Consider the following 18874-nt stretch of genomic DNA (forward strand, 5'->3'; position numbering starts at 1 on the left):
AGAATTCCGGATACCGCCCCTCCGCATGGTTCGACGGTGAACCTGGTCAGGTCGGGAACGAAGCAGCCATAGTCGTTTAGGGTCAGTGCCGGAGTAAGGCTCGCCAACCGGATTCTTCAAAGCAAAGGGTCATGATTTCATTTCATGGCCCTTCGCTTTCAAGGGGGACGGGGTTATTTTCCAGGGATTCGTTCCACGGGAATAAGCCCGTCCCCTTTGCATTTCAGCCAGCACGCGAAACAGGCTCTACAATCCAGCCATGACTTATCTGGTACTGGCCCGCAAGTGGCGGCCGAGATCGTTCGATACCCTCGTGGGACAGGATCACGTGGTGCGCGCGCTGACTCATGCGCTCGACACCCAACGCCTGCACCATGCCTGGTTGTTCACCGGCACGCGGGGCGTGGGCAAGACCACGTTGTCCCGCATCCTGGCCAAGTCCCTCAACTGTGAAACCGGCATCACGTCCAAGCCTTGCGGCGTCTGCCGCGCTTGTACAGAGATCGACGCCGGGCGCTTTGTCGACTACCTGGAACTGGACGCGGCCTCGAACCGCGGCGTCGAGGAAATGACGCAGTTGCTGGAGCAGGCGGTGTACGCGCCGGGCGCGGGGCGCTTCAAGGTCTACATGATCGACGAAGTGCACATGCTGACCGGCCACGCCTTCAACGCCATGTTGAAGACGCTGGAAGAACCGCCCCCCCACGTCAAGTTCATCCTGGCCACCACGGACCCGCAAAAGATCCCGGTGACGGTGCTGTCGCGCTGCCTGCAATTCAACCTGAAGCAGATGCCGGCCGACTCCATCGTCGGGCACCTTCAAGCCGTGCTCGGCCACGAAGAAGTCGCGTTTGAAGTGCCCGCCCTGCGTCTGATCGGCCAGGCTGCTCAAGGCTCCATGCGCGATGCGCTGTCGCTGACCGACCAAGCCATTGCCTATAGCGCCGGCAACATGACCGAGGACGCCGTGCGCGGCATGCTCGGCACCATCGACCAGCGCCACCTGGTGCGTCTGCTTGACGCCTTGGCCACCGGCGACGCCAAGGGCGTGCTGGCGGTTGCCGACGAGCTTGCCGTGCGCGGGCTGTCGTATGCCGGCGCGTTGGCCGATCTGGCCGTATTGCTGTCGCGGGTTGCGATCGAGCAGCGCGTCACGGGCGTGACGCCTGCTGAAGACCCCTTGGCCGCCGACATTGCGCGGCTGGCGCTGGGCCTGCACCCCGACGCCGTGCAGCTGTTCTATTCCGTAGCGGTACATAGCCGAGGCGAACTGACACTGGCGCCCGACGAGTACGCCGGCTTCATCATGGCCTGCCTGCGCATGCTGGCGTTGAACGGCGATGCCGGTCCGCAGACCGCGCTGGAAGCGCCCGCCACACCCGCCCGCCAGGTGGCGGAGCCGACGGCGGTGGCGGCAGCGACCGCCGAGGACGCGTCGGCCGCGCTGGTTGCGCCGGTTGCGCTTGCCGCGGCTGGTCCTGCTGTCGCTCCGGTAAATGCTGCCGTTGCCGCTACGGCTACCGTAGCCGCTTCCGTTGCTGCTACCGCGACTGCTCCTGTCGCCGCTCCCGCAACTGCTCCTGTTGCTGCTCCCGCAACTGCTCCTGTTGCTGCTCCCGCAACTGCTCCTGTCGCTGCTCCATCAGCTGCTCCTGTCGCTGCCCCATCAGCTGCTCCTGTCGCCGCTCCCGCAGCTGCGTCTGTCACCCCGCCCGCAGCTGCACCCCTGGCCACTCCCGCCGGTGCGCCAATGGCGGTCCCCGCGACGGCTTCGTCGACGAGCCCCGTCAGCCAGGTAGCAGCCGCCGTGAACGCCGACTCGACGGCGGCCGCCGCCTCAGCAGATGGTGTGCCGCCCTGGGAAGACCTGCCTGAAGGCGCTGCACAACCGACAAGCACGGCAGCCTCCGCGCCCGATGCGTCGGGATCGCCGGCCGCCGGTTCGCCGGTCGCCGGTTCGCCGGTCGTCGCAACGTCTGTCGCCGAAACACCGGCCGCCGAAACATCGTCCCCCGCATCCCCCGCATCCCCCGCATCCCCCGCCGCGCCCGAGCTTGCTGCCGCCAAGGCCGCGGGGTCTGCCGCGCTGGCGGTGACGCCCGCGGTCGCGGCTGTGCTGGCGACCGCACCTGCCGAGGCTGACCCCGACGGTCCGCCCTCCTGGGTCGACGAAGAAATCCCGTTCGAAGCCGAAGGTGGCTTCGTTCCCGAGAGCGGATTCACATCCGATCCCGACGATGACGGTTTTGAGACGCTGGCCAGCGCTGCGTCCGTTGCGCCTTCTGTTGCGCCGCCCGTGGCCGCCGTCCGCCGTGAGGGCGCTGCCGCGTCGCGCAAGCGTTCGTCGCGCGCCCGCATCGAAGACATGACGCAAGCCGCCTGGCCCGGGCTGGCCGCGACCCTGCCGGTGACCGGCCTGGCCGCCGAACTGGCGCGGCAAAGCGAATGGGCCGGCGTGCAGGGCGATGCCATCATCCTGCGCGTTGCCGTAAAAACGCTGGCCGAAAGCGAAAGCCGGGTTCGCCTGCAAACCGTCTTGTGCGAACATTTCGGGCAGGGCATCCGGCTGGACGTGCAGGTCGGCGTCACCGGCGACGACACGGCGCATGCCGTGGCCAAGGCCGAACGCGCCGCGCGCCAGCAGGCGGCCGAAGACGCGGTGGCCGTCGATCCCTTTGTGCAAGCCTTGTTGGCCGATTTCGGCGGGTATGTCGTGCCCGACTCCATCCGCCACGTTGATCCCCCGGCCGCTGCCTGACGCGGCGGCCGCTCTCTTATTTCCCTCGTTCAAGGAACATCCATCATGATGAAAGGACAACTGGCCGGCCTGATGCGCCAGGCGCAGCAGATGCAGGAAAACATGAAGAAGGCGCAAGACGCGCTGGCTGAAATCCTGGTCGAAGGCGCCTCCGGCGGCGGCCTGGTCAAGGTCACCATGACCTGCCGCCATGACGTCAAGCGCGTCGTGATCGACCCGTCGCTGCTGGGCGACGACAAGGACATGCTGGAAGACCTGGTCGCCGCCGCGTTCAACGACGCGCTGCGCAAGGCCGAAACCACGTCGCAGGAAAAAATGGCGGGCGTCACCGCCGGCATGCCGCTGCCCCCGGGCATGAAGCTGCCGTTCTAAGCAAGGCTGCCCTGGGCTGCAATGGATCCTTTACTGCCTGAACCCGAACCGCTGGTGTCTCTGATCGAGGCGCTTCGGCGCCTGCCCGGCGTCGGCGTCCGATCGGCCCGGCGCATGGCCTATCACCTGCTTCAGCACGACCCGCAAGGGGCGGACATGCTGGGGCGGGCGCTGGCCGGCGCGGTGCGGGATCTGAAACATTGCGCCCGGTGCAACAGCTTTTCTGAAGACGAGGTCTGCGGCACCTGCGCCAATCCCAAGCGCGATCCCTCGCTCTTGTGCATCGTGGAAACGCCGGCCGACCAGAACATGATCGAGTCCAGCCACGGCTACCGTGGCCTGTACTACGTATTGATGGGCCGGGTGGCGCCGCTGGAAGGCATTGGCCCGCGCGAACTGGATTTCGACCGCGTCATCAAGCGCGCCACCGACGGCGTGGTCGCGGAAGTCATCCTGGCCACCAATTTCACGGCGGAAGGCGAGACCACCGCCCACTTCCTGGGCGAAGCGCTGGGCGAACGCGGCCTGCGCGTGACCCGGCTGGCGCGCGGCGTGCCCGCGGGCAGCGAGCTTGAATACGTGGATGCCGGCACCATTGCCTGGGCGCTGATGGAGCGCAAGACCACTTAGCAAGGCAGGGCTCGCAACGTCAAAATAGCCGTCCGGCAATGCATCGGCGCGGCACGAAACGTGAGGAAGACAAACCATGTCAGCGCTGACCGGACTGAAAGTCCTGGAACTCGGCACGCTTATCGCCGGCCCCTTCGCCGCGCGCATCTTCGGCGAATTCGGCGCCGACGTCATCAAGGTGGAAACGCCCCACGGGCCTGACGGCACGGGCGGCGGCGACCCCATCCGCAGCTGGCGCCACCTGCACGAGGGCAATTCGCTCTGGTGGACGGTGCAGGCGCGCAACAAGCAATCCATAGCCCTGAACCTGAAAGACCCGCGCGCGCAGGAAATCGCCCGCAAACTGGCGCTGGACGCCGACGTCGTGGTTGAAAACTACCGGCCGGGCGTGCTGGAGAAGTGGGGCCTGGGCTTTGAACAATTGCGCGCCATCAACCCGGCGTTGATCATGGTGCGGCTATCCGGTTACGGCCAGACGGGCCCTATGAAAGACCAGCCGGGTTTTGGCGCCATCGGGGAATCCATGGGGGGGCTGCGCTACGTGTCGGGCCACCCCGACCGGCCGCCGCTGCGCGTCGGCATTTCCATCGGCGATTCCATCGCCGCCTTGCATGGCGTGATCGGCGCGATGATGGCGCTGCGCCATCGCGACGCCACGGGCGGGCGCTGGAACGGCCAGACGGGCGAGGCATGCCGGGCGGGGCAGGGCCAGATGGTTGACGTGGCCCTGTACGAAGCCGTGTTCAACATGATGGAAAGCCTGGTGCCCGAATACGACGTGGCCGGCGTGGTGCGCGAGCGCACCGGCGGCGCGCTGCCGGGCATCGTGCCGTCCAACACCTACACCACGCGCGATGGCCAGAACATCGTCATCGCGGGCAATGGCGACGCCATCTTCCACCGCCTGATGCGCGCCATCGGCCGCGACGACCTTGCCGAAGACCCTGATCTGGTGCGCAACGATGGCCGCGCGCGCCGCGTCCTGGAGATCGATGGCGCGATCCAGCAATGGTGCGACGGCCGCAATATCGACGAGGCGCTGGGCACGCTGAAAGCGGCCGATGTGCCGGTCGGCAAGATCTATAGCGTGGCCGACATGTTCAACGATCCGCAGTTCCTGGCGCGCCGCATGATCGAACAACATCGCCTTGCCGACGGCAGCCCCGTCAAGCTTCCCGCAGTGGTTCCCAAGCTGTCTGAAACCCCTGGCCAGACGCGCTGGGTAGGCCCGAAATTAGGGGAACATACCGAGGAAGTCCTGAAATCGCTAGGGTATGATTCAGCGGCTATTGACGAGCTGGCGAAGACCGGCGCTATCGGTAAACCCGACAACTAAGGAGACAACCCAATGTCAGTTACTCGCCGTGAGTTGCTCAAGATCGCCGGCGCCGCCGGCGTCATGAGCCTGGCGCCCGCCATCGTGCGTGCACAAAAACTGGAAAAGACCAAGGTGCAGATCGCCGTCGGCGGCAAGCCCCTGATCTACTATCTTCCGCTGTCCATCGCCGAAGCACGCGGCTACTTCAAGGACGAAGGGCTGGACGTCAGCATCGCGGACTTTGCCGGCGGCTCGAAGGCCCTGCAAGCCGTGGTCGGCGGCAGCGCCGATGTCGTGTCGGGCGCGTTCGAACACACCTTGTCGATGCAGTCCAAGGGTCAGGCTTACCGCGCCTTCGTGCTGCAAGGCCGCGCGCCGATGATCGGCGTTGGCGTGTCCAAGAAGAACCTGCCCAACTACAAGGGCCCGGCCGACCTCAAGGGCAAGAAGATCGGCGTGACCGCGCCCGGCTCGTCCACCAACATGGTGGTCAGCTTCTTCCTGGCCAAGCACGGGCTGAAGGCATCGGACGTTTCCATCATCGGCGTGGGCGCGGGCGCCGGCGCGGTGACCGCGCTGCGCAGTGGCCAGATCGACGCCATCTCCAACACCGACCCCGTGGTGTCGATGTTGGAAATGCCGGGCGATATCCAGATCATTGTCGACACGCGCACGTTGAAGGACACCCAGGACATCTTCGGTGGCAACATGCCCGCCGGTTGCCTGTACGCGCCGCAAGCGTTCATCGACGCCAACCCCAACACCACCCAGGCGCTGACCAACGCCCTGGTGCGCGCCGACAAATGGATTCAAAAGGCAGGCCCCGACGAGATCGCCAAGATCGTGCCGGAAACCTACCTGCTGGGCGATCCGGCCGTATACAAGGCCGCCATTTCGAAGAGCCTGGAAGGCCTGTCGCCCAACGGCATGATTCCCGAGGACGGCGCCGCCACCGCGCTCAAGGCGCTGGCCGCCTACCAAGCGGATTTCGACGGCTCGAAGATTGATCCGTCCAAGGTCTGGACCAACGATTTCGCGCGTCGCGCCAACGAGAAGTACGCCAATGGCTGAAGCCGCACTATCGCTGGAAAATATCAGTTGCACCTTTGTTTCGCGCGACGACCGGTCGCAGCGCTACACCGCCGTCAGCGACACGACCCTGGCCATCGCGCCAGGGGAGTTCGTGTCGGTGGTGGGCCCGACCGGCTGCGGCAAATCCACCCTGCTTAACGTCGGCGCCGGCTTGCTGGCGCCGTCCAGCGGGCAGGTAAAGGTTTTTGGTGAACCGCTGTCGGGCATCAATTCGCGCGCCGGCTACATGTTCCAGGGCGAGGCGCTTTTGCCCTGGCGCAGCGCGCTGGATAACGTGGTTGCCGGCCTGGACTTCGCGGGCGTGCCACGCCCCGAAGCGCTGGAACGCGGCCGCGAATGGATGCGGCGCGTGGGCCTGGGCGGCTTTGAAAGCCGCTATCCGCACCAGATGTCGGGCGGCATGCGCAAGCGTGCCATGCTGGCCCAGACGCTGATCCGCGACCCCGACATCATCCTCATGGACGAGCCGTTCTCGGCGCTGGATATCCAGACGCGCCAGTTGATGGAAAACGAGGTCCTGGACTTGTGGATGGCCAAGCGCAAGGCCGTGCTGTTCATCACGCACGACCTGGACGAAGCCATTGCCATGAGCGACCGCGTGATCGTGTTGTCTGCCGGCCCCGGCACGCACCCAATCGGGGAATTCGCCATAGACCTGCCGCGTCCGCGCGACGTGGCAGAGGTACGCGCCCATCCGCGCTTCGTGGAACTGCATTCGGCCATCTGGGCCGTGCTGCGCGAAGAAGTGCTCAAGGGCTATGCCCAACAGAAGCGAGCCTGAGGTATGTCGAAGTCATTCAAATCCGGTTCCGCCAGCCTGCGCTTCTGGCAACTGCTGCTGCTGGTCGTCATCCTGGGCGTCTGGCATTTTGCGTCGCGCGATTCCAAGGTGGCGTTCTTCTTTGGCGAACCGCTGAAAGTCTGGGGCCGCATCTGGGCCTGGTTCGTCACCAATGCCGACATCTACACGCACTTGTGGGTGACCCTGACCGAAACGGTGCTGGCGTTTTTCATCGGCACCATCGCGGGCCTGGGCTTTGGGTTGTGGCTGGGGCTGTCGCCGCGCGCCAGCGCCATCCTTGACCCCTACATCAAGGCCGCGAACTCGATGCCGCGCGTCATCCTGGCACCCATCTTCGGCATGTGGTTCGGGCTGGGCATCTGGTCCAAGGTAGCGCTGGCCGTCACGCTGGTGTTCTTCATCGTGTTTTTCAACGTCTACCAGGGCGTGCGCGAAGTCAGCCCCACCTTGCTGGACAACGCCCGCATGCTGGGCGCGCGCAAGCGCCAACTGCTGCGTCATGTCTACCTGCCGTCGGCCACCAGCTGGGTGTTTTCCAGCCTGCATACGTCGGTGGGCCTGGCGTTCGTGGGCGCGGTGGTGGGTGAATACCTGGGATCGGCAAGCGGCGTCGGGTACCTGATCCTGCAAGCCGAAGGCACGTTCGACGTGAACACCGTGTTCGCGGGCATTGTGGTGTTGACGGCGTTTGCGCTGGTGCTGGACTACATCGTCGGCATCGGTGAAAAGCGCTTGATGAAGTGGCAGCCCAAGTCGGGCGAAACCGAAAAGCTGTAGTCAGTCGGTCAGCCAGTCATTCAGCCGGCGCTGCGCACCTGTCAGGTTCAGGTTCGCAGCGCTTGCCGGCTGTGCAGCCAGACCGTCAGGCTGTCGAAGGCGTCGCGCGCGCCTTGCAAGGCGTGGGCTTCGCGCCCCTGGGCGCCGGCCTCGCTGTCCAGATACTCCAGAAACGCTTTCCACATCGGCCCCAGGTTTTCGCCATAACCGCGCAGATAGCGCAGCGGCAGGGCGGGGCTGATATCAGCCAGCTGCCGGGCCAGAAAGCGTCCGCCCAGCTGCGATCCTTCCACCACATAGGCCACGCCCAGTGCGTAGGCGTCGGCGGCGGTTACGCAAGGCGCGTCGGGGCAGTGCGCCACGGATGCGGCGTCGCCGGCCGCGGCCAGGTCGGCACGTATCCAGTCGCTTTTGCCGGCGCGAGCGTGGGCTTGCAAGCGGTCAGGCCACTCCAGCTGCCACAGGCGGCGCTCCAGCGGCTCCAACCAGCCCAGCAATGCGCGCAGATAGTTCAGATAGCCTTCGCGGTCCAGCTCGCCGCTGGTCAGGGCCAGCCCTTGATCCAGCGTTTCGTGCCTGTCACGCGTGCCGTCGCGCAGCACCTGGTGCACCGGTGAAATCATGGGCGGTTGCTCATGCTTGGGCAGGGGGCGTGGGCAGATGCAACGACCAGCATTGCGCCTGCCGCTCCAGTCGCCAGCCTGATGCCGCCGCCAGCAGTTCAATGTCCGCGGGCGGAAAGGCGGTGGGGGGGGTGGGTGTGGCGTCGGCCGGGGCGGTGTCGGCCTGCGCCGGGAAATGGGCGTGCCACGCGTCGGCCCGGGAACAGTCCAGCGTCAACGCGGCATCCGGCGGCAGCGTGGACAGCAGGCTCAACAGCCAGGCCAGCAACAGATACCGCGAAGTGTATTGCGGCACCTGCAAATCCACGACGTCTTCGGGCCACACGATGCTGTGCCGGGACAACAGCAGATGCGAGAACATCAGCTTGCGGCATTCGCGCAATAGCGTCTGCGTCGACGTAATTGCGCCGCTATCCAGCAGCCATTGATCCAGCTCGCGCACGATGGTGACGCTGTCTTCCAGCATGCCCGTCAAGTCGCCCGCCAGGCGTTGGCAACGTTGCTGCAAGGTATCGGCATCGGCGCCTTCGGGGCTTTGGCGCAGCATCGCGGCCGCCAGCGTGGCGTTGGACAAGGGGCCGACAACTTCGTGGCGCAGCACGGGGAACACCTGCGCCAGCACTTTGAACCGCACGCCCTGGGCCGCCAGGGCATTCATGGGATTAACCATCGACATGGCGGCCTCAGTGGGCTTGCCGCAGGATGGCCAGCAGCGCGTCGGGGTCCGCGGGCTTTTCGATCCAGCCATTGAACATGCCGTCTTCATCGCGGCGCTCGTGGCGGGCCAGGCCGCTTAGCGCGTAGATGCGCGGAGATTCGGTGCGCGCGCGCAGCCGCGTTGCCAGCTCATAGCCGTCCATGTCGGGCAGCAGGATGTCCACCAACACGGCCTCGGGCCTGAAGCTGTCGACCATTTCCAAAGCGGCTTCGCCTGTGGGGGCGCAGCGTGTTTCCACGCCTGACAGCGCCAGGAATTCGGCTAGTAACTCCGAGCCCATTTCATTGTCGTCAACCAGCAGGACGCGAACTGCGCGCACTTCGTTCAAAAGGTTCTCCAAGCTTCAGGGGGTGGATGCGGCGCGGGATTCGCGCGGCAGTCTTACCGTAAAAACGACCAGGCCATCCCGGCACTGAACCGTGATGTCGCCGTCATGGCCGCGCACCACTTGTTCGGCGATGTATAGCCCTAGCCCCAAGCCATTGCGGTTACGCGCATGGCCGAGCGATTCAGGTTTGAACGGCGAAAACAGGTGCGCCAGCACTTCAGGTGCAATGGGCGCGCCATGGTTGGTGACCTGCAATTCTATGTGGTCGCCGTCTTGCCGTGCGCGCACCAGGATGGGCTGTCGGGGCGCGCCATGCTGTCGCGCGTTGCTCATCAGGTTGGTCACGACCTGAGCGATGCGGTCGGTGTCCGCCATCAGCGCGAGTCCGGGTTGTACGTCGGGCTCGATGCGCAGGCCGGGGTAGGCCTGGCGCTTTTCCTCGATCAGGCCGTTGACCAGGTCGCTAAGCTTGCACCGGCCTTTTTCGATACCCAGGCCCATGCCGCCCTGTAGGCGCGACAAATCCAGCACTTGCGAGATCAGGCGTTGCATGCGGCCGCTGGAGTATCGGATGCGTTCGCCCATGCGCGCACCCGAATCGGTTTTGGACAGCAGCGTGGCCGCCATCGAAATCGATTGCAGCGGGTCGCGCAGATCATGGCCCAGCATGGCCAGCAGCGCGGTGCGGGCCCGGTCCACGTCGGCGGCGCGGCTGGTGGCGATGTGGGAAAGTTCGTCGCGCAGGTTGTCGGCGGCGTCCAGTTCGCCCGGCAGCCACGATGTGCTGGTATTGCGCACCACTTCGCGCCAGGCCTCGAACGATCCGCGCGGCGTCAGGCGTGGCCCTTGGCTGCCCACGGCGTATTGCTTTTCGGGTTTGCCGCCCCACACCAGCGTTTCAACCTGCTCTTTGCGCAGCCAGATCAGCCAGCCGTTGTTCATGGGGTCGAATTTGCATGCCAAGAGGCCGGCGTACGGCACCAGATCGGTTTGCAGTTCGGGGTAGTCGCGCGCGATGTTGTCGGTGTGGACGACGCGCTGTCCGCTTTGGTCCAGGGCGCACAGGATCCCCGCCAGCTCCCCGCGCGGCGCAATGCCGCCGAACACGGTGACGCTGTTGCCCCACAGGCACAGCGCGGCGTCGCTAGGGATCAGCGAGGCGGGCGTTTCCGGGCCGCTGGACAAGGCCAGGTGCAGGTTTTCCGACGCCGACACCCGTTCGGTCAGTTCACTGACCAGCGCGGCGTTGCGGCGGGCTTGCGCCGCGCGTTCGGCGCCTTCGATGTTGGCCACCGCGGCGGACAGCACCTGCGCCATCGCCTCGCAAGCCAGCCGGGCGGGGTAGGGGATCGGGCGCGGTGCATGGTGGTGACACGCGATCATGCCCCACAGCTTGCCCTCGATCACCAACGACAGGCTCATCGAAGCCTGCACGCCCATGTTCGCCATGTATTCCAGATGAATAGGCGACACGCTGCGCAAGACTGAAAAGCTCATGTCCAGCGGCTTGGCGCTGGCCGACGGCGCGCCGCGTACCCGCACGGGGGCGTATCGCGCGTCCGCAATCTGGCGCAGCGTATTCACGGTGTACAGCCGGCGCGCCTGCGCGGGGATGTCACCGGCGGGGTAGCGGCGACCGACCCAGTCTTCCAGCGTTTCGTGGCGCTCTTCGGCAACGATTTCGCCGCTGTCGTCGGGATGAAAGCGGTAAGCCATTACCCGGTCGAAGCCGGTTGCGCGGCGCACTTCCCGCACGGCGCACTCCAGCAAGCCGGCGATATCGCGTTGGCGCCTGACGCGTTCAATGCTGCGGTAAATGCGCGCCGGGTCCGCCATATCCGCGTCTGTTGAAACCCGCAGTTCCAACTCCACGATAGTCAGCCCATCGCTGTTGCGATGACCGATGACGTCGAACATGGCGCCGTTCAAGGACAGCGTCAGGGGGTCGAAGATGGGATCGGGGTCGTCCAGCCAAGCGGGCAGGCAATGCGCCAGGCTGGGAGGCAGCGCGCCCGCGGGGCAGCACTGGCCCAGCGTCAACGGCGCGCCAAGCACGGCGGGGGCGTTTTCGCTGGCAAACTGCAAAATGCCATCCGAGTCGAACGCCAGCAACGCGCCCAACGGCTGAATAGCGCCCGGAATATGGATGGGTTCGCTATCGCAATTGGCGAGCGTGACGGGTGTTGGGGATTGGGTCGGCGCATTCATTGTGGGTGGGGTACCTGGGACGCGCAATGAGCTGTCATTATGTCAAATATATTGTATGAATGTATGCATTTGCAGCCCTGTCACCTATCTGGAGCTTCCATGGCCCGTCTTGCCTACGCCGATCTATCTCATCCCGACGCACGTCCCCTGGTGGAGCGCATCGTTGCAGAGCGCGGCAGTGTGCTTCATCTGTACCAAATGCTGCTGCACAGCCCCGCGGTCGCCGGCGGCTGGTTGAACTATCTGAATTCCATCCGGCAACTGAGCAGCTTGCCGGGAGACCTGCGCGAACTGGTCATCATGCGCGTTGCCGCGCTTAACGGCGCGCCTTACGAGGCCGATCAGCACGCGCCGATCGCACTGCGGGAAGGCGTGTCGCAGGCCCAGCTGGATGCGCTGGGCGATTGGGAAAACTCAGCGCTGTTCGACTCGCGCCAAAAAGCCGTGTTGGCCTACACCGACGCCATGACGCGCCATGTACAGGTGCCGCAGCCCGTGTTTGATGCTGCCCGCGCCGCCATGGGCTCGGAAAAACTCATTGTCGAACTGACCGCGACGGTGGCGGCCTACAACATGGTGTCGCGCTTTTTGGAAGCGTTGCAGGTGCATTCGGAGGACCACCGCTAAGGCCACCATCCGGCAGGCCAACAGGTATGTCAGCAAGTTGCGTGCCCAAAACTTCGGGCACGCGATTTGTTTGCGCAGTGCTGTGGGGTCAGCGGCGCTGCGCGTCGATCAGCGCATCCAGTTTCACGGCGTCGGCGACGAACAGGCGGATGCCTTCGGACAGTTTCTCGCTGGCCATCGCATCGTCATTGACCAGCGTGCGGAAGCTGACTTCGTCCGCGCCGATACGGTCGATCGCCGGGCCCGTGTCGTCCGCGCGCAGTTGCGCCGGCGCATCGCCTTGCGTGCCGGCCAGCTGGTTGAGCAGGTCCGGGCTGATGGTCAGCAGATCGCATCCCGACAGCGCCAGGATCTGGCCCACGTTGCGGAAGCTGGCGCCCATGATTTCGGTAGAAATGTCGTGCTGTTTGTAATACCGGTAGATGCGCGTCACCGACAGCACGCCCGGATCCCGCGGACCGGCGTTGTCCGCTTCGACCCACGCGGCGCCGGCGCTTTTCTTATGCCAGTCATAGATTCGGCCAACAAAGGGCGAGATCAGCTGCACGCGCGCATCGGCGCAGGCGACGGCCTGGGGCAGCGAAAACAGCAGCGTCAGATTGCAGCGCACGCCTTCGGCTTGCAGGGCGCGCGCGGCCTGGATGCCTTCCCAGGTGGACGCAATCTTGATCAGCACGCGCTCGCGCGGCACGCCGGCGGCTTCGTACAGGGCGATCAGGCCACGCGCGCGCTCGATGGTGGCGCGAGTGTCGAACGACAGGCGCGCATCGACTTCGGTCGAGACGCGGCCCGGCACGATGTTCAAAATGGCGCGGCCGAAGGCGACCAGCAGGCGGTCGACCAGCTCGGGCGCCGAGGCGCCCTGGTGATCGCGCACGGTCTGTTCCAGCAGGGGGCGATAGGCCTCTTGCTGGACGGCTTTCAGAATAAGGGACGGGTTGGTGGTGGCGTCCGTGGGACGCAACGCCTTCATCGCTTCGAAATCCCCGGTGTCGGCGACAACGGTGGTGTGATTGCGCAGGGCGTCAAGTTGGCTGGACATGGACAAGTAACGGCTCACGACGGCTAGGGTTGAAGGTTCGTTAGCGTATCACTGCCGTGGGCGTGTGGCCGTCAGCCAGGAGTGGGAGGGCGAGGGGAGAATCGCCATCCTGGCCTTATTTGGCGCGGTTCGCCGGGGAATTGGTCCGGTCAAGGTATAATCCGAAGGTTTGATTATCGATTCTAAAACCGGGGTTTACTGTGCTGCCGCAACTTTTTCCCGAGGGGATCAACCGCTTCCCTCCTGCAATTCTGGCTCTGGCGGACGGTACCATTTTTCGAGGCGTGTCGATCGGTGCGCCTGGGGCTACCGTTGCCGAAGTGGTGTTCAACACCGCGATGACCGGGTACCAGGAAATTCTCACCGATCCCAGCTATAGCGGTCAGATCGTTACGCTGACCTATCCGCACATTGGCAACACCGGCGTCAACGCCGAAGACGTGGAAGCCAATCGCGTCTATGCCGCCGGACTCGTGGTCCGCGACTGTCCCGCCCGCGTGTCGAACTTCCGTTCCACGCAATCCCTGCCCGACTATCTGGCCGCGCAGGGCATCGTCGCCATTTCCGGCATCGACACCCGCAAGCTCACCCGCATCCTGCGAGAAAAAGGCGCCCAGGGCGGCTGCATCTTCGTGGGCACCGATGCTGAACGCGCCGTTGAAATGGCCAAGGGCTTTGCCGGCATGGCGGGCCAGGATCTGGCCAAGGACGTGTCGCAAAAATCCACCACCGAATGGACCGAAGGCACGTGGCAACTGGGCGAGGGTTTCTCCAAGCCCGACCAGTCCAAGTTCCACGTCGTTGCCTACGACTACGGCATCAAGACCAACATCCTGCGCCTGCTGGCGGACCGTGGCTGCCGCTTGACGGTGGTGCCGGCGCAAACCAGCGCCGAAGAAGTCCTGAAGCTCAACCCTGACGGCGTGTTCCTGTCCAACGGCCCCGGCGACCCCGAGCCCTGCGACTACGCCATCGACGCCACGCGCGTGTTCCTGGACAAGAAGCTGCCGGTCTTCGGCATCTGCCTGGGCCATCAGATCATGGGCCTGGCCGTGGGCGGCAAGACGCTCAAGATGAAGACGGGCCACCACGGCGCGAACCACCCCGTGCAAGACCTCCAGTCCAAGCGCGTGTTCATCACCAGCCAGAACCACGGCTTCGCGGTCGACGCGGCCAGCCTGCCAGCCAATGCGCGCGTGACGCACGTGTCGCTGTTTGACGGCACGTTGCAGGGCTTCGAGCTCACCGACCGCCCGGCTTTCTGCTTCCAGGGTCACCCCGAAGCCAGCCCGGGTCCGCACGACATCCTTGAACTGTTCGACAAGTTCATCGACCTGATGTCCGGCCAAAAGTAAAGATTGCATCATGCCCAAGCGTACAGACCTAAAAAGCATACTCATCATCGGCGCCGGCCCCATCATCATCGGGCAGGCTTGCGAATTCGATTATTCCGGCGCACAGGCGTGCAAGGCGCTCAAGGCCGAGGGTTACCGCACCATCCTGGTGAACAGCAACCCCGCCACGATCATGACGGACCCGGAAACGGCCGACGTCACCTACATCGAGCCCATCACCTGGCAAGCCGTTGAAAAGATCATCGAGCGTGAAAAGCCCGATGCGCTGCTGCCCACCATGGGCGGCCAGACCGCGCTGAACTGCGCACTGGACCTGGCCCACCACGGCGTGCTCAAAAAGTACAACGTGGAACTGATCGGCGCGAACGAACACGCCATCGAAAAGGCCGAAGACCGCCAGAAGTTCAAGCAGGCCATGACCGACATCGGCCTGGAATCGGCCAAGTCGGGCGTGGCCCACAGCATGGACGAAGCCTGGGAAGTGCAGCGCCGCATTGCCGCCGAAGTGGGCACGTCCGGCTTCCCCGCCGTGATCCGCCCCAGCTTCACCATGGGTGGTTCGGGCGGCGGTATCGCCTACAACGCCGAAGAATTCGAAACGATCTGCCGTCGCGGCCTGGAAGCCTCGCCGACCAACGAACTGCTGATCGAAGAATCCTTGCTGGGCTGGAAGGAATTCGAGATGGAAGTGGTCCGCGACAAGGCGGATAACTGCATCATCGTCTGCTCGATCGAAAACCTGGACCCGATGGGCGTGCACACCGGTGACTCGATCACCGTGGCGCCGGCCCAGACGCTGACCGACAAGGAATACCAGATCATGCGTAATGCATCGATCGCGGTATTGCGCGAGATCGGCGTGGACACGGGCGGCTCGAACGTGCAGTTTGCCGTCAACCCGAAGAACGGCCGGATGATCGTCATCGAGATGAACCCGCGCGTGTCGCGTTCGTCGGCGCTGGCATCCAAGGCTACCGGCTTTCCCATCGCCAAGGTCGCCGCGCGCCTGGCCGTGGGTTACACGCTGGACGAGCTCAAGAACGAAATCACCGGCGGCGCCACGCCCGCCTCGTTCGAACCGTCGATCGACTACGTCGTCACCAAGGTGCCGCGTTTCGCCTTCGAAAAATTCCCCACCGCCGACGCGCGCCTGACCACCCAGATGAAGTCCGTGGGTGAAGTCATGGCCATCGGCCGCACCTTCCAGGAATCGTTCCAGAAGGCGCTGCGCGGTCTGGAAGTGGGCGTTGACGGCCTGAACCAGAAAACCACCGACCGCGAAAAGCTGCAAGTCGAACTGGGCGAGCCCGGTCCGGAACGCATCTGGTACGTAGGCGATGCCTTTGCGCAGGGCTTCACGCTGGACGAAGTGCACAACATCACGCACATCGACCCGTGGTTCCTGTCGCAGATCAAGGAAATCGTCGACATCGAACTGGCGCTGGAACAAAAGACGCTGGCCGACCTGGACTACGCCACCTTGTGGGAACTGAAGCGCCGCGGTTTCTCGGACCGCCGCCTGGCCTTCCTGCTGGATTCGGCTGAATCCGAAGTGCGCAAGCTGCGTCACCAGTTGAACGTGCGCCCGGTCTACAAGCGCGTGGACACCTGCGCCGCCGAATTCGCCACCCGCACCGCGTACATGTATTCCACGTACGAAGAAGAGTGCGAATCCGCGCCCACCGATCGCAAGAAGATCATCGTGCTGGGCGGTGGCCCGAACCGTATCGGTCAAGGCATCGAATTCGACTACTGCTGCGTGCACGCCGCGCTGGCGCTGCGTGAAGACGGGTACGAGACCATCATGGTCAACTGCAACCCGGAAACCGTGTCCACTGACTACGACACGTCCGATCGCCTGTACTTCGAACCGCTGACCTTGGAAGACGTGCTGGAAATCGTCCACAAGGAAAACCCGGTCGGCATGATCGTCCAGTACGGCGGCCAGACGCCGTTGAAGCTGGCGCGCGCCCTGGAAGCCAACGGCGTGCCCATCATCGGCACCAGCCCGGAATCCATCGACGTTGCCGAAGATCGCGAACGCTTCCAGAAGCTGCTGAACAAGCTGGGCCTGCGTCAACCGCCCAACCGCACCGCGCGCACGGAAGGCGAGGCCCTGGCCCACGCCACCGAGATCGGCTACCCGCTGGTCGTGCGTCCCAGCTACGTGCTGGGCGGTCGCGCCATGGAAATCGTGCATGAACAGCAAGACCTCGAGCGCTACATGCGCGAGGCCGTGAAGGTCAGCAATGACTCGCCCGTGCTGCTGGACCGCTTCCTGAACAACGCCACCGAAGTTGACGTGGACTGCCTGGCCGACGGCGAAACCGTCTTCATCGGCGGCGTCATGGAACACATCGAGCAGGCCGGCGTGCACTCGGGCGACTCGGCTTGCAGCCTGCCGCCTTACTCGCTGTCGGCGGAAGTCATCGCCGAGATCAAGCGCCAGACCACGATGATGGCCAAGGCCTTGAACGTCAGCGGCCTGATGAACGTGCAGTTCGCCATCCAGGGCGGCGACGTCTACGTGCTGGAAGTGAACCCGCGTGCATCGCGCACCGTGCCCTACGTGTCCAAGGCCACCGGCCTACAATTGGCCAAGATCGCCGCGCGCGCCATGGCCGGCCAGACGCTGGCGGCGCAAGGCATCACCAAGGAAGTCGTGCCGCCTTACTTCTCGGTCAAGGAAGCCGTGTTCCCGTTCGTGAAGTTCCCGGGCGTGGACACCATCCTGGGCCCGGAAATGAAGTCGACCGGCGAAGTGATGGGCGTGGGCATGAGTTTCGGCGAAGCCTTTGTGAAGTCGCAGCTGGCGGCGGGTGTGCGCCTGCCGGAATCCGGCACGGTGTTCATCAGCGTGAAGAACCAGGACAAGCCTCGCGCCGTGGAAGTGGCGCGTGGCCTGCACGCCCTGGGCTTCAAGCTGGTTGCCACGCGCGGCACGGCGGCCGAAATTGAAACCGCTGGCATTCCGGTGCAAGTGGTCAACAAGGTCACCGAAGGCCGTCCGCACATCGTCGACATGGTCAAGAACGGCGAAATCGCGCTGGTCATCAACACCGTCGAAGAACGTCGCAACGCCATCGTCGATTCGCGCACGATCCGTACGCAATCGCTGGCCGCCCGCGTTACCTTCTTCACCACCATCGCCGGCGCCCGCGCCGCGGTCGAAGGCATGCAGTATCTGCGCCAGGGCCTGGGCTTGCAGGTCTACCCGTTGCAGGATCTGCACGCGTCGTTGTCTGCTAACTAAGCCTGTTGATACCTATGCGCAACGGCGCGCGGCGGTGAAGCCCGCTGCGCGCCCTTGAGGTAGGATGCCGGGGCGGCCCTTGAAAAAGGGTCGCCCTTTTTCCATTCCTGCATTCCATTTGCGGTTACGACGATCCCATGAACCGAGTCTTCATCACCGGCGCCAGCAGTGGCTTGGGCCGCGCGCTGGCGCAGCAATACGCCGCCGCGGGCGCCACGCTGGGCTTGCTTGGCCGCCGTGTAGAGGCGCTGCGCGAGTTGGCCGACAGCCTGCCGGGCGAGCACCGTTGTTATGCGGTGGACGTGCGCGATCGCGCGGCGCTGCATGCAGCGGCGACCGATTTCATTGCGTTCTGCCAGGGTCGCGTCGACGTGGTCATCGCCAGCGCGGGCATCAGCGCCGGCACGCTGACCGATCACGGCGAAGACTATGACGTGTTCAAGGCCATCGTGGACACCAATCTGTTGGCCACCGTTGCCACCTTTGAACCGTTCGTGGGCGCCATGCGCGCCGCCGGGTCCGGGCGGCTGGTCGGGATCGCCAGCGTGGCGGGGGTGCGTGGGCTGCCGGGGGCGGGCGCGTACAGCGCCTCCAAGTCGGCGGTGGTGACGTATTGCGAAAGCCTGCGCCTGGAACTGGCCGGCGACGGCATCCGCGTGGTGACCATTGCGCCCGGCTACATCAAGACCGCCATGACGGCCAAGAACCCGTATTCGATGCCCTTCCTGATGGAGGCGGACGCCTTTGCGCAACGCGCGCAGGCAGCCATTACGCGTGGCACGTCTTACACGGTGATTCCGTGGCAGATGGGCGTGGTGGCCAAGCTGATGCGCCTGTTGCCCAATGCCGTCTATGACAAGCTGGCGCGTGACGCGCCACGCAAGCCTCGCAAAGCGGGGTAGCTGGTTTCGCGACGGTTACGGGACGATTACGGCAGGTTTAGGGCACCACGTCGTCGCCGACCTCGTCGG

Annotated in this window: 16 protein-coding genes and 1 other RNA gene; 12 read left to right on the forward strand and 5 right to left on the reverse strand. The window is 64.8% G+C overall.

Annotation, left to right across the window (positions count from 1 at the left end):
• Window positions 1-10: 10 nt before the first annotated feature.
• From ffs to ACNPP0_RS10405, 8 genes are all read left to right on the forward strand, one after another.
• Window positions 11-108: signal recognition particle sRNA small type (gene ffs, locus ACNPP0_RS10370), an RNA gene on the forward strand.
• 151 nt (window positions 109-259) lie between these two features.
• On the forward strand, window positions 260-2758 hold the full coding sequence (dnaX, locus tag ACNPP0_RS10375; RefSeq protein WP_448705820.1) for a DNA polymerase III subunit gamma/tau: 2499 nt from the start codon (window positions 260-262) through the stop codon (window positions 2756-2758).
• A 45-nt stretch (window positions 2759-2803) separates the two neighbouring features.
• Window positions 2804-3130 carry a YbaB/EbfC family nucleoid-associated protein gene (locus ACNPP0_RS10380; protein ID WP_006221090.1) on the forward strand — a complete coding sequence of 109 codons (327 nt, stop codon included), beginning with the start codon at window positions 2804-2806 and terminating at the stop codon, window positions 3128-3130.
• A gap of 21 nt (window positions 3131-3151) precedes the next feature.
• Complete coding sequence (gene recR, locus ACNPP0_RS10385) at window positions 3152-3760, forward strand: recombination mediator RecR (protein WP_046806911.1); 609 nt, start codon at window positions 3152-3154, stop codon at window positions 3758-3760.
• Window positions 3761-3836: 76 nt separating this feature from the next.
• Window positions 3837-5096, forward strand: coding sequence for a CaiB/BaiF CoA transferase family protein (locus ACNPP0_RS10390; protein ID WP_332613230.1), 1260 nt, complete (start codon window positions 3837-3839; stop codon window positions 5094-5096).
• A 12-nt stretch (window positions 5097-5108) separates the two neighbouring features.
• Complete coding sequence (locus ACNPP0_RS10395) at window positions 5109-6149, forward strand: ABC transporter substrate-binding protein (protein WP_448705821.1); 1041 nt, start codon at window positions 5109-5111, stop codon at window positions 6147-6149.
• Complete coding sequence (locus tag ACNPP0_RS10400; protein ID WP_332613233.1) at window positions 6142-6951, forward strand: ABC transporter ATP-binding protein; 810 nt, start codon at window positions 6142-6144, stop codon at window positions 6949-6951. Before ACNPP0_RS10395 ends, ACNPP0_RS10400 begins: the two co-directional genes overlap by 8 nt.
• Window positions 6952-6954: 3 nt before the next feature.
• Window positions 6955-7749: an ABC transporter permease gene (locus ACNPP0_RS10405; protein ID WP_006222859.1), complete on the forward strand. Its 795-nt coding sequence runs from the start codon at window positions 6955-6957 to the stop codon at window positions 7747-7749.
• A gap of 47 nt (window positions 7750-7796) precedes the next feature.
• On the opposite strand, the gene ACNPP0_RS10410 is transcribed toward ACNPP0_RS10405, so the two are convergent.
• Genes ACNPP0_RS10410 through ACNPP0_RS10425 form a run of 4 tightly spaced genes read right to left on the reverse strand, consistent with a single transcriptional unit; the run spans window position 7797 to window position 11626 of the window.
• Window positions 7797-8372: a biliverdin-producing heme oxygenase gene (locus tag ACNPP0_RS10410; protein WP_448705822.1), complete on the reverse strand. Its 576-nt coding sequence runs from the start codon at window positions 8370-8372 to the stop codon at window positions 7797-7799.
• Window positions 8373-8382: 10 nt separating this feature from the next.
• Window positions 8383-9030, reverse strand: a complete 648-nt coding sequence (locus ACNPP0_RS10415) for a hypothetical protein (RefSeq protein ID WP_332613235.1) — start codon at window positions 9028-9030, stop codon at window positions 8383-8385.
• A 25-nt stretch (window positions 9031-9055) separates the two neighbouring features.
• Window positions 9056-9409, reverse strand: coding sequence for a response regulator (locus ACNPP0_RS10420; RefSeq protein ID WP_223264912.1), 354 nt, complete (start codon window positions 9407-9409; stop codon window positions 9056-9058).
• A gap of 24 nt (window positions 9410-9433) precedes the next feature.
• The gene (locus ACNPP0_RS10425) at window positions 9434-11626 is read right to left on the reverse strand and encodes an ATP-binding protein (RefSeq protein WP_332613237.1); all 2193 of its coding nucleotides are present in this window, start codon (window positions 11624-11626) and stop codon (window positions 9434-9436) included.
• 99 nt (window positions 11627-11725) lie between these two features.
• Here ACNPP0_RS10425 and ACNPP0_RS10430 point away from each other — a divergent pair, with 99 nt between their 5' ends.
• Window positions 11726-12253 carry a carboxymuconolactone decarboxylase family protein gene (locus tag ACNPP0_RS10430; RefSeq protein ID WP_448705823.1) on the forward strand — a complete coding sequence of 176 codons (528 nt, stop codon included), beginning with the start codon at window positions 11726-11728 and terminating at the stop codon, window positions 12251-12253.
• A gap of 88 nt (window positions 12254-12341) precedes the next feature.
• On the opposite strand, the gene tal is transcribed toward ACNPP0_RS10430, so the two are convergent.
• Window positions 12342-13295 carry a transaldolase gene (gene tal, locus ACNPP0_RS10435; RefSeq protein WP_448705824.1) on the reverse strand — a complete coding sequence of 318 codons (954 nt, stop codon included), beginning with the start codon at window positions 13293-13295 and terminating at the stop codon, window positions 12342-12344.
• Between the two features lie 200 nt (window positions 13296-13495).
• Between tal and carA the strand changes: the two genes are divergently transcribed.
• The 3 genes from carA (at window position 13496) to ACNPP0_RS10450 (ending at window position 18805) form a co-directional block, all read left to right on the forward strand.
• Window positions 13496-14650 carry a glutamine-hydrolyzing carbamoyl-phosphate synthase small subunit gene (gene carA / locus ACNPP0_RS10440; RefSeq protein WP_332613241.1) on the forward strand — a complete coding sequence of 385 codons (1155 nt, stop codon included), beginning with the start codon at window positions 13496-13498 and terminating at the stop codon, window positions 14648-14650.
• 10 nt (window positions 14651-14660) lie between these two features.
• Window positions 14661-17903 carry a carbamoyl-phosphate synthase large subunit gene (gene carB, locus ACNPP0_RS10445; RefSeq protein WP_332613242.1) on the forward strand — a complete coding sequence of 1081 codons (3243 nt, stop codon included), beginning with the start codon at window positions 14661-14663 and terminating at the stop codon, window positions 17901-17903.
• Window positions 17904-18040: 137 nt separating this feature from the next.
• Complete coding sequence (locus tag ACNPP0_RS10450; protein WP_332613244.1) at window positions 18041-18805, forward strand: SDR family oxidoreductase; 765 nt, start codon at window positions 18041-18043, stop codon at window positions 18803-18805.
• The last annotated feature ends 69 nt before the right edge of the window (window positions 18806-18874 follow it).

It is taken from the genome of Achromobacter semiaridum (assembly GCF_053543755.1).

Excerpts from the sequence above, each read along its gene's own strand:
- dnaX (WP_448705820.1), top strand. The coding sequence starts at position 260 with ATGACTTATCTGGTACTGGCCCGCAAGTGGCGGCCGAGATCGTTCGAT.
- ACNPP0_RS10380 (WP_006221090.1), top strand. The coding sequence starts at position 2,804 with ATGATGAAAGGACAACTGGCCGGCCTGATGCGCCAGGCGCAGCAGATG.
- recR (WP_046806911.1), top strand. The coding sequence starts at position 3,152 with ATGGATCCTTTACTGCCTGAACCCGAACCGCTGGTGTCTCTGATCGAG.
- ACNPP0_RS10390 (WP_332613230.1), top strand. The coding sequence starts at position 3,837 with ATGTCAGCGCTGACCGGACTGAAAGTCCTGGAACTCGGCACGCTTATC.
- ACNPP0_RS10395 (WP_448705821.1), top strand. The coding sequence starts at position 5,109 with ATGTCAGTTACTCGCCGTGAGTTGCTCAAGATCGCCGGCGCCGCCGGC.
- ACNPP0_RS10400 (WP_332613233.1), top strand. The coding sequence starts at position 6,142 with ATGGCTGAAGCCGCACTATCGCTGGAAAATATCAGTTGCACCTTTGTT.
- ACNPP0_RS10405 (WP_006222859.1), top strand. The coding sequence starts at position 6,955 with ATGTCGAAGTCATTCAAATCCGGTTCCGCCAGCCTGCGCTTCTGGCAA.
- ACNPP0_RS10410 (WP_448705822.1), bottom strand. The coding sequence starts at position 8,372 with ATGATTTCACCGGTGCACCAGGTGCTGCGCGACGGCACGCGTGACAGG.
- ACNPP0_RS10415 (WP_332613235.1), bottom strand. The coding sequence starts at position 9,030 with ATGAATGCCCTGGCGGCCCAGGGCGTGCGGTTCAAAGTGCTGGCGCAG.
- ACNPP0_RS10425 (WP_332613237.1), bottom strand. The coding sequence starts at position 11,626 with ATGAATGCGCCGACCCAATCCCCAACACCCGTCACGCTCGCCAATTGC.
- ACNPP0_RS10430 (WP_448705823.1), top strand. The coding sequence starts at position 11,726 with ATGGCCCGTCTTGCCTACGCCGATCTATCTCATCCCGACGCACGTCCC.
- tal (WP_448705824.1), bottom strand. The coding sequence starts at position 13,295 with ATGTCCAGCCAACTTGACGCCCTGCGCAATCACACCACCGTTGTCGCC.
- carB (WP_332613242.1), top strand. The coding sequence starts at position 14,661 with ATGCCCAAGCGTACAGACCTAAAAAGCATACTCATCATCGGCGCCGGC.
- ACNPP0_RS10450 (WP_332613244.1), top strand. The coding sequence starts at position 18,041 with ATGAACCGAGTCTTCATCACCGGCGCCAGCAGTGGCTTGGGCCGCGCG.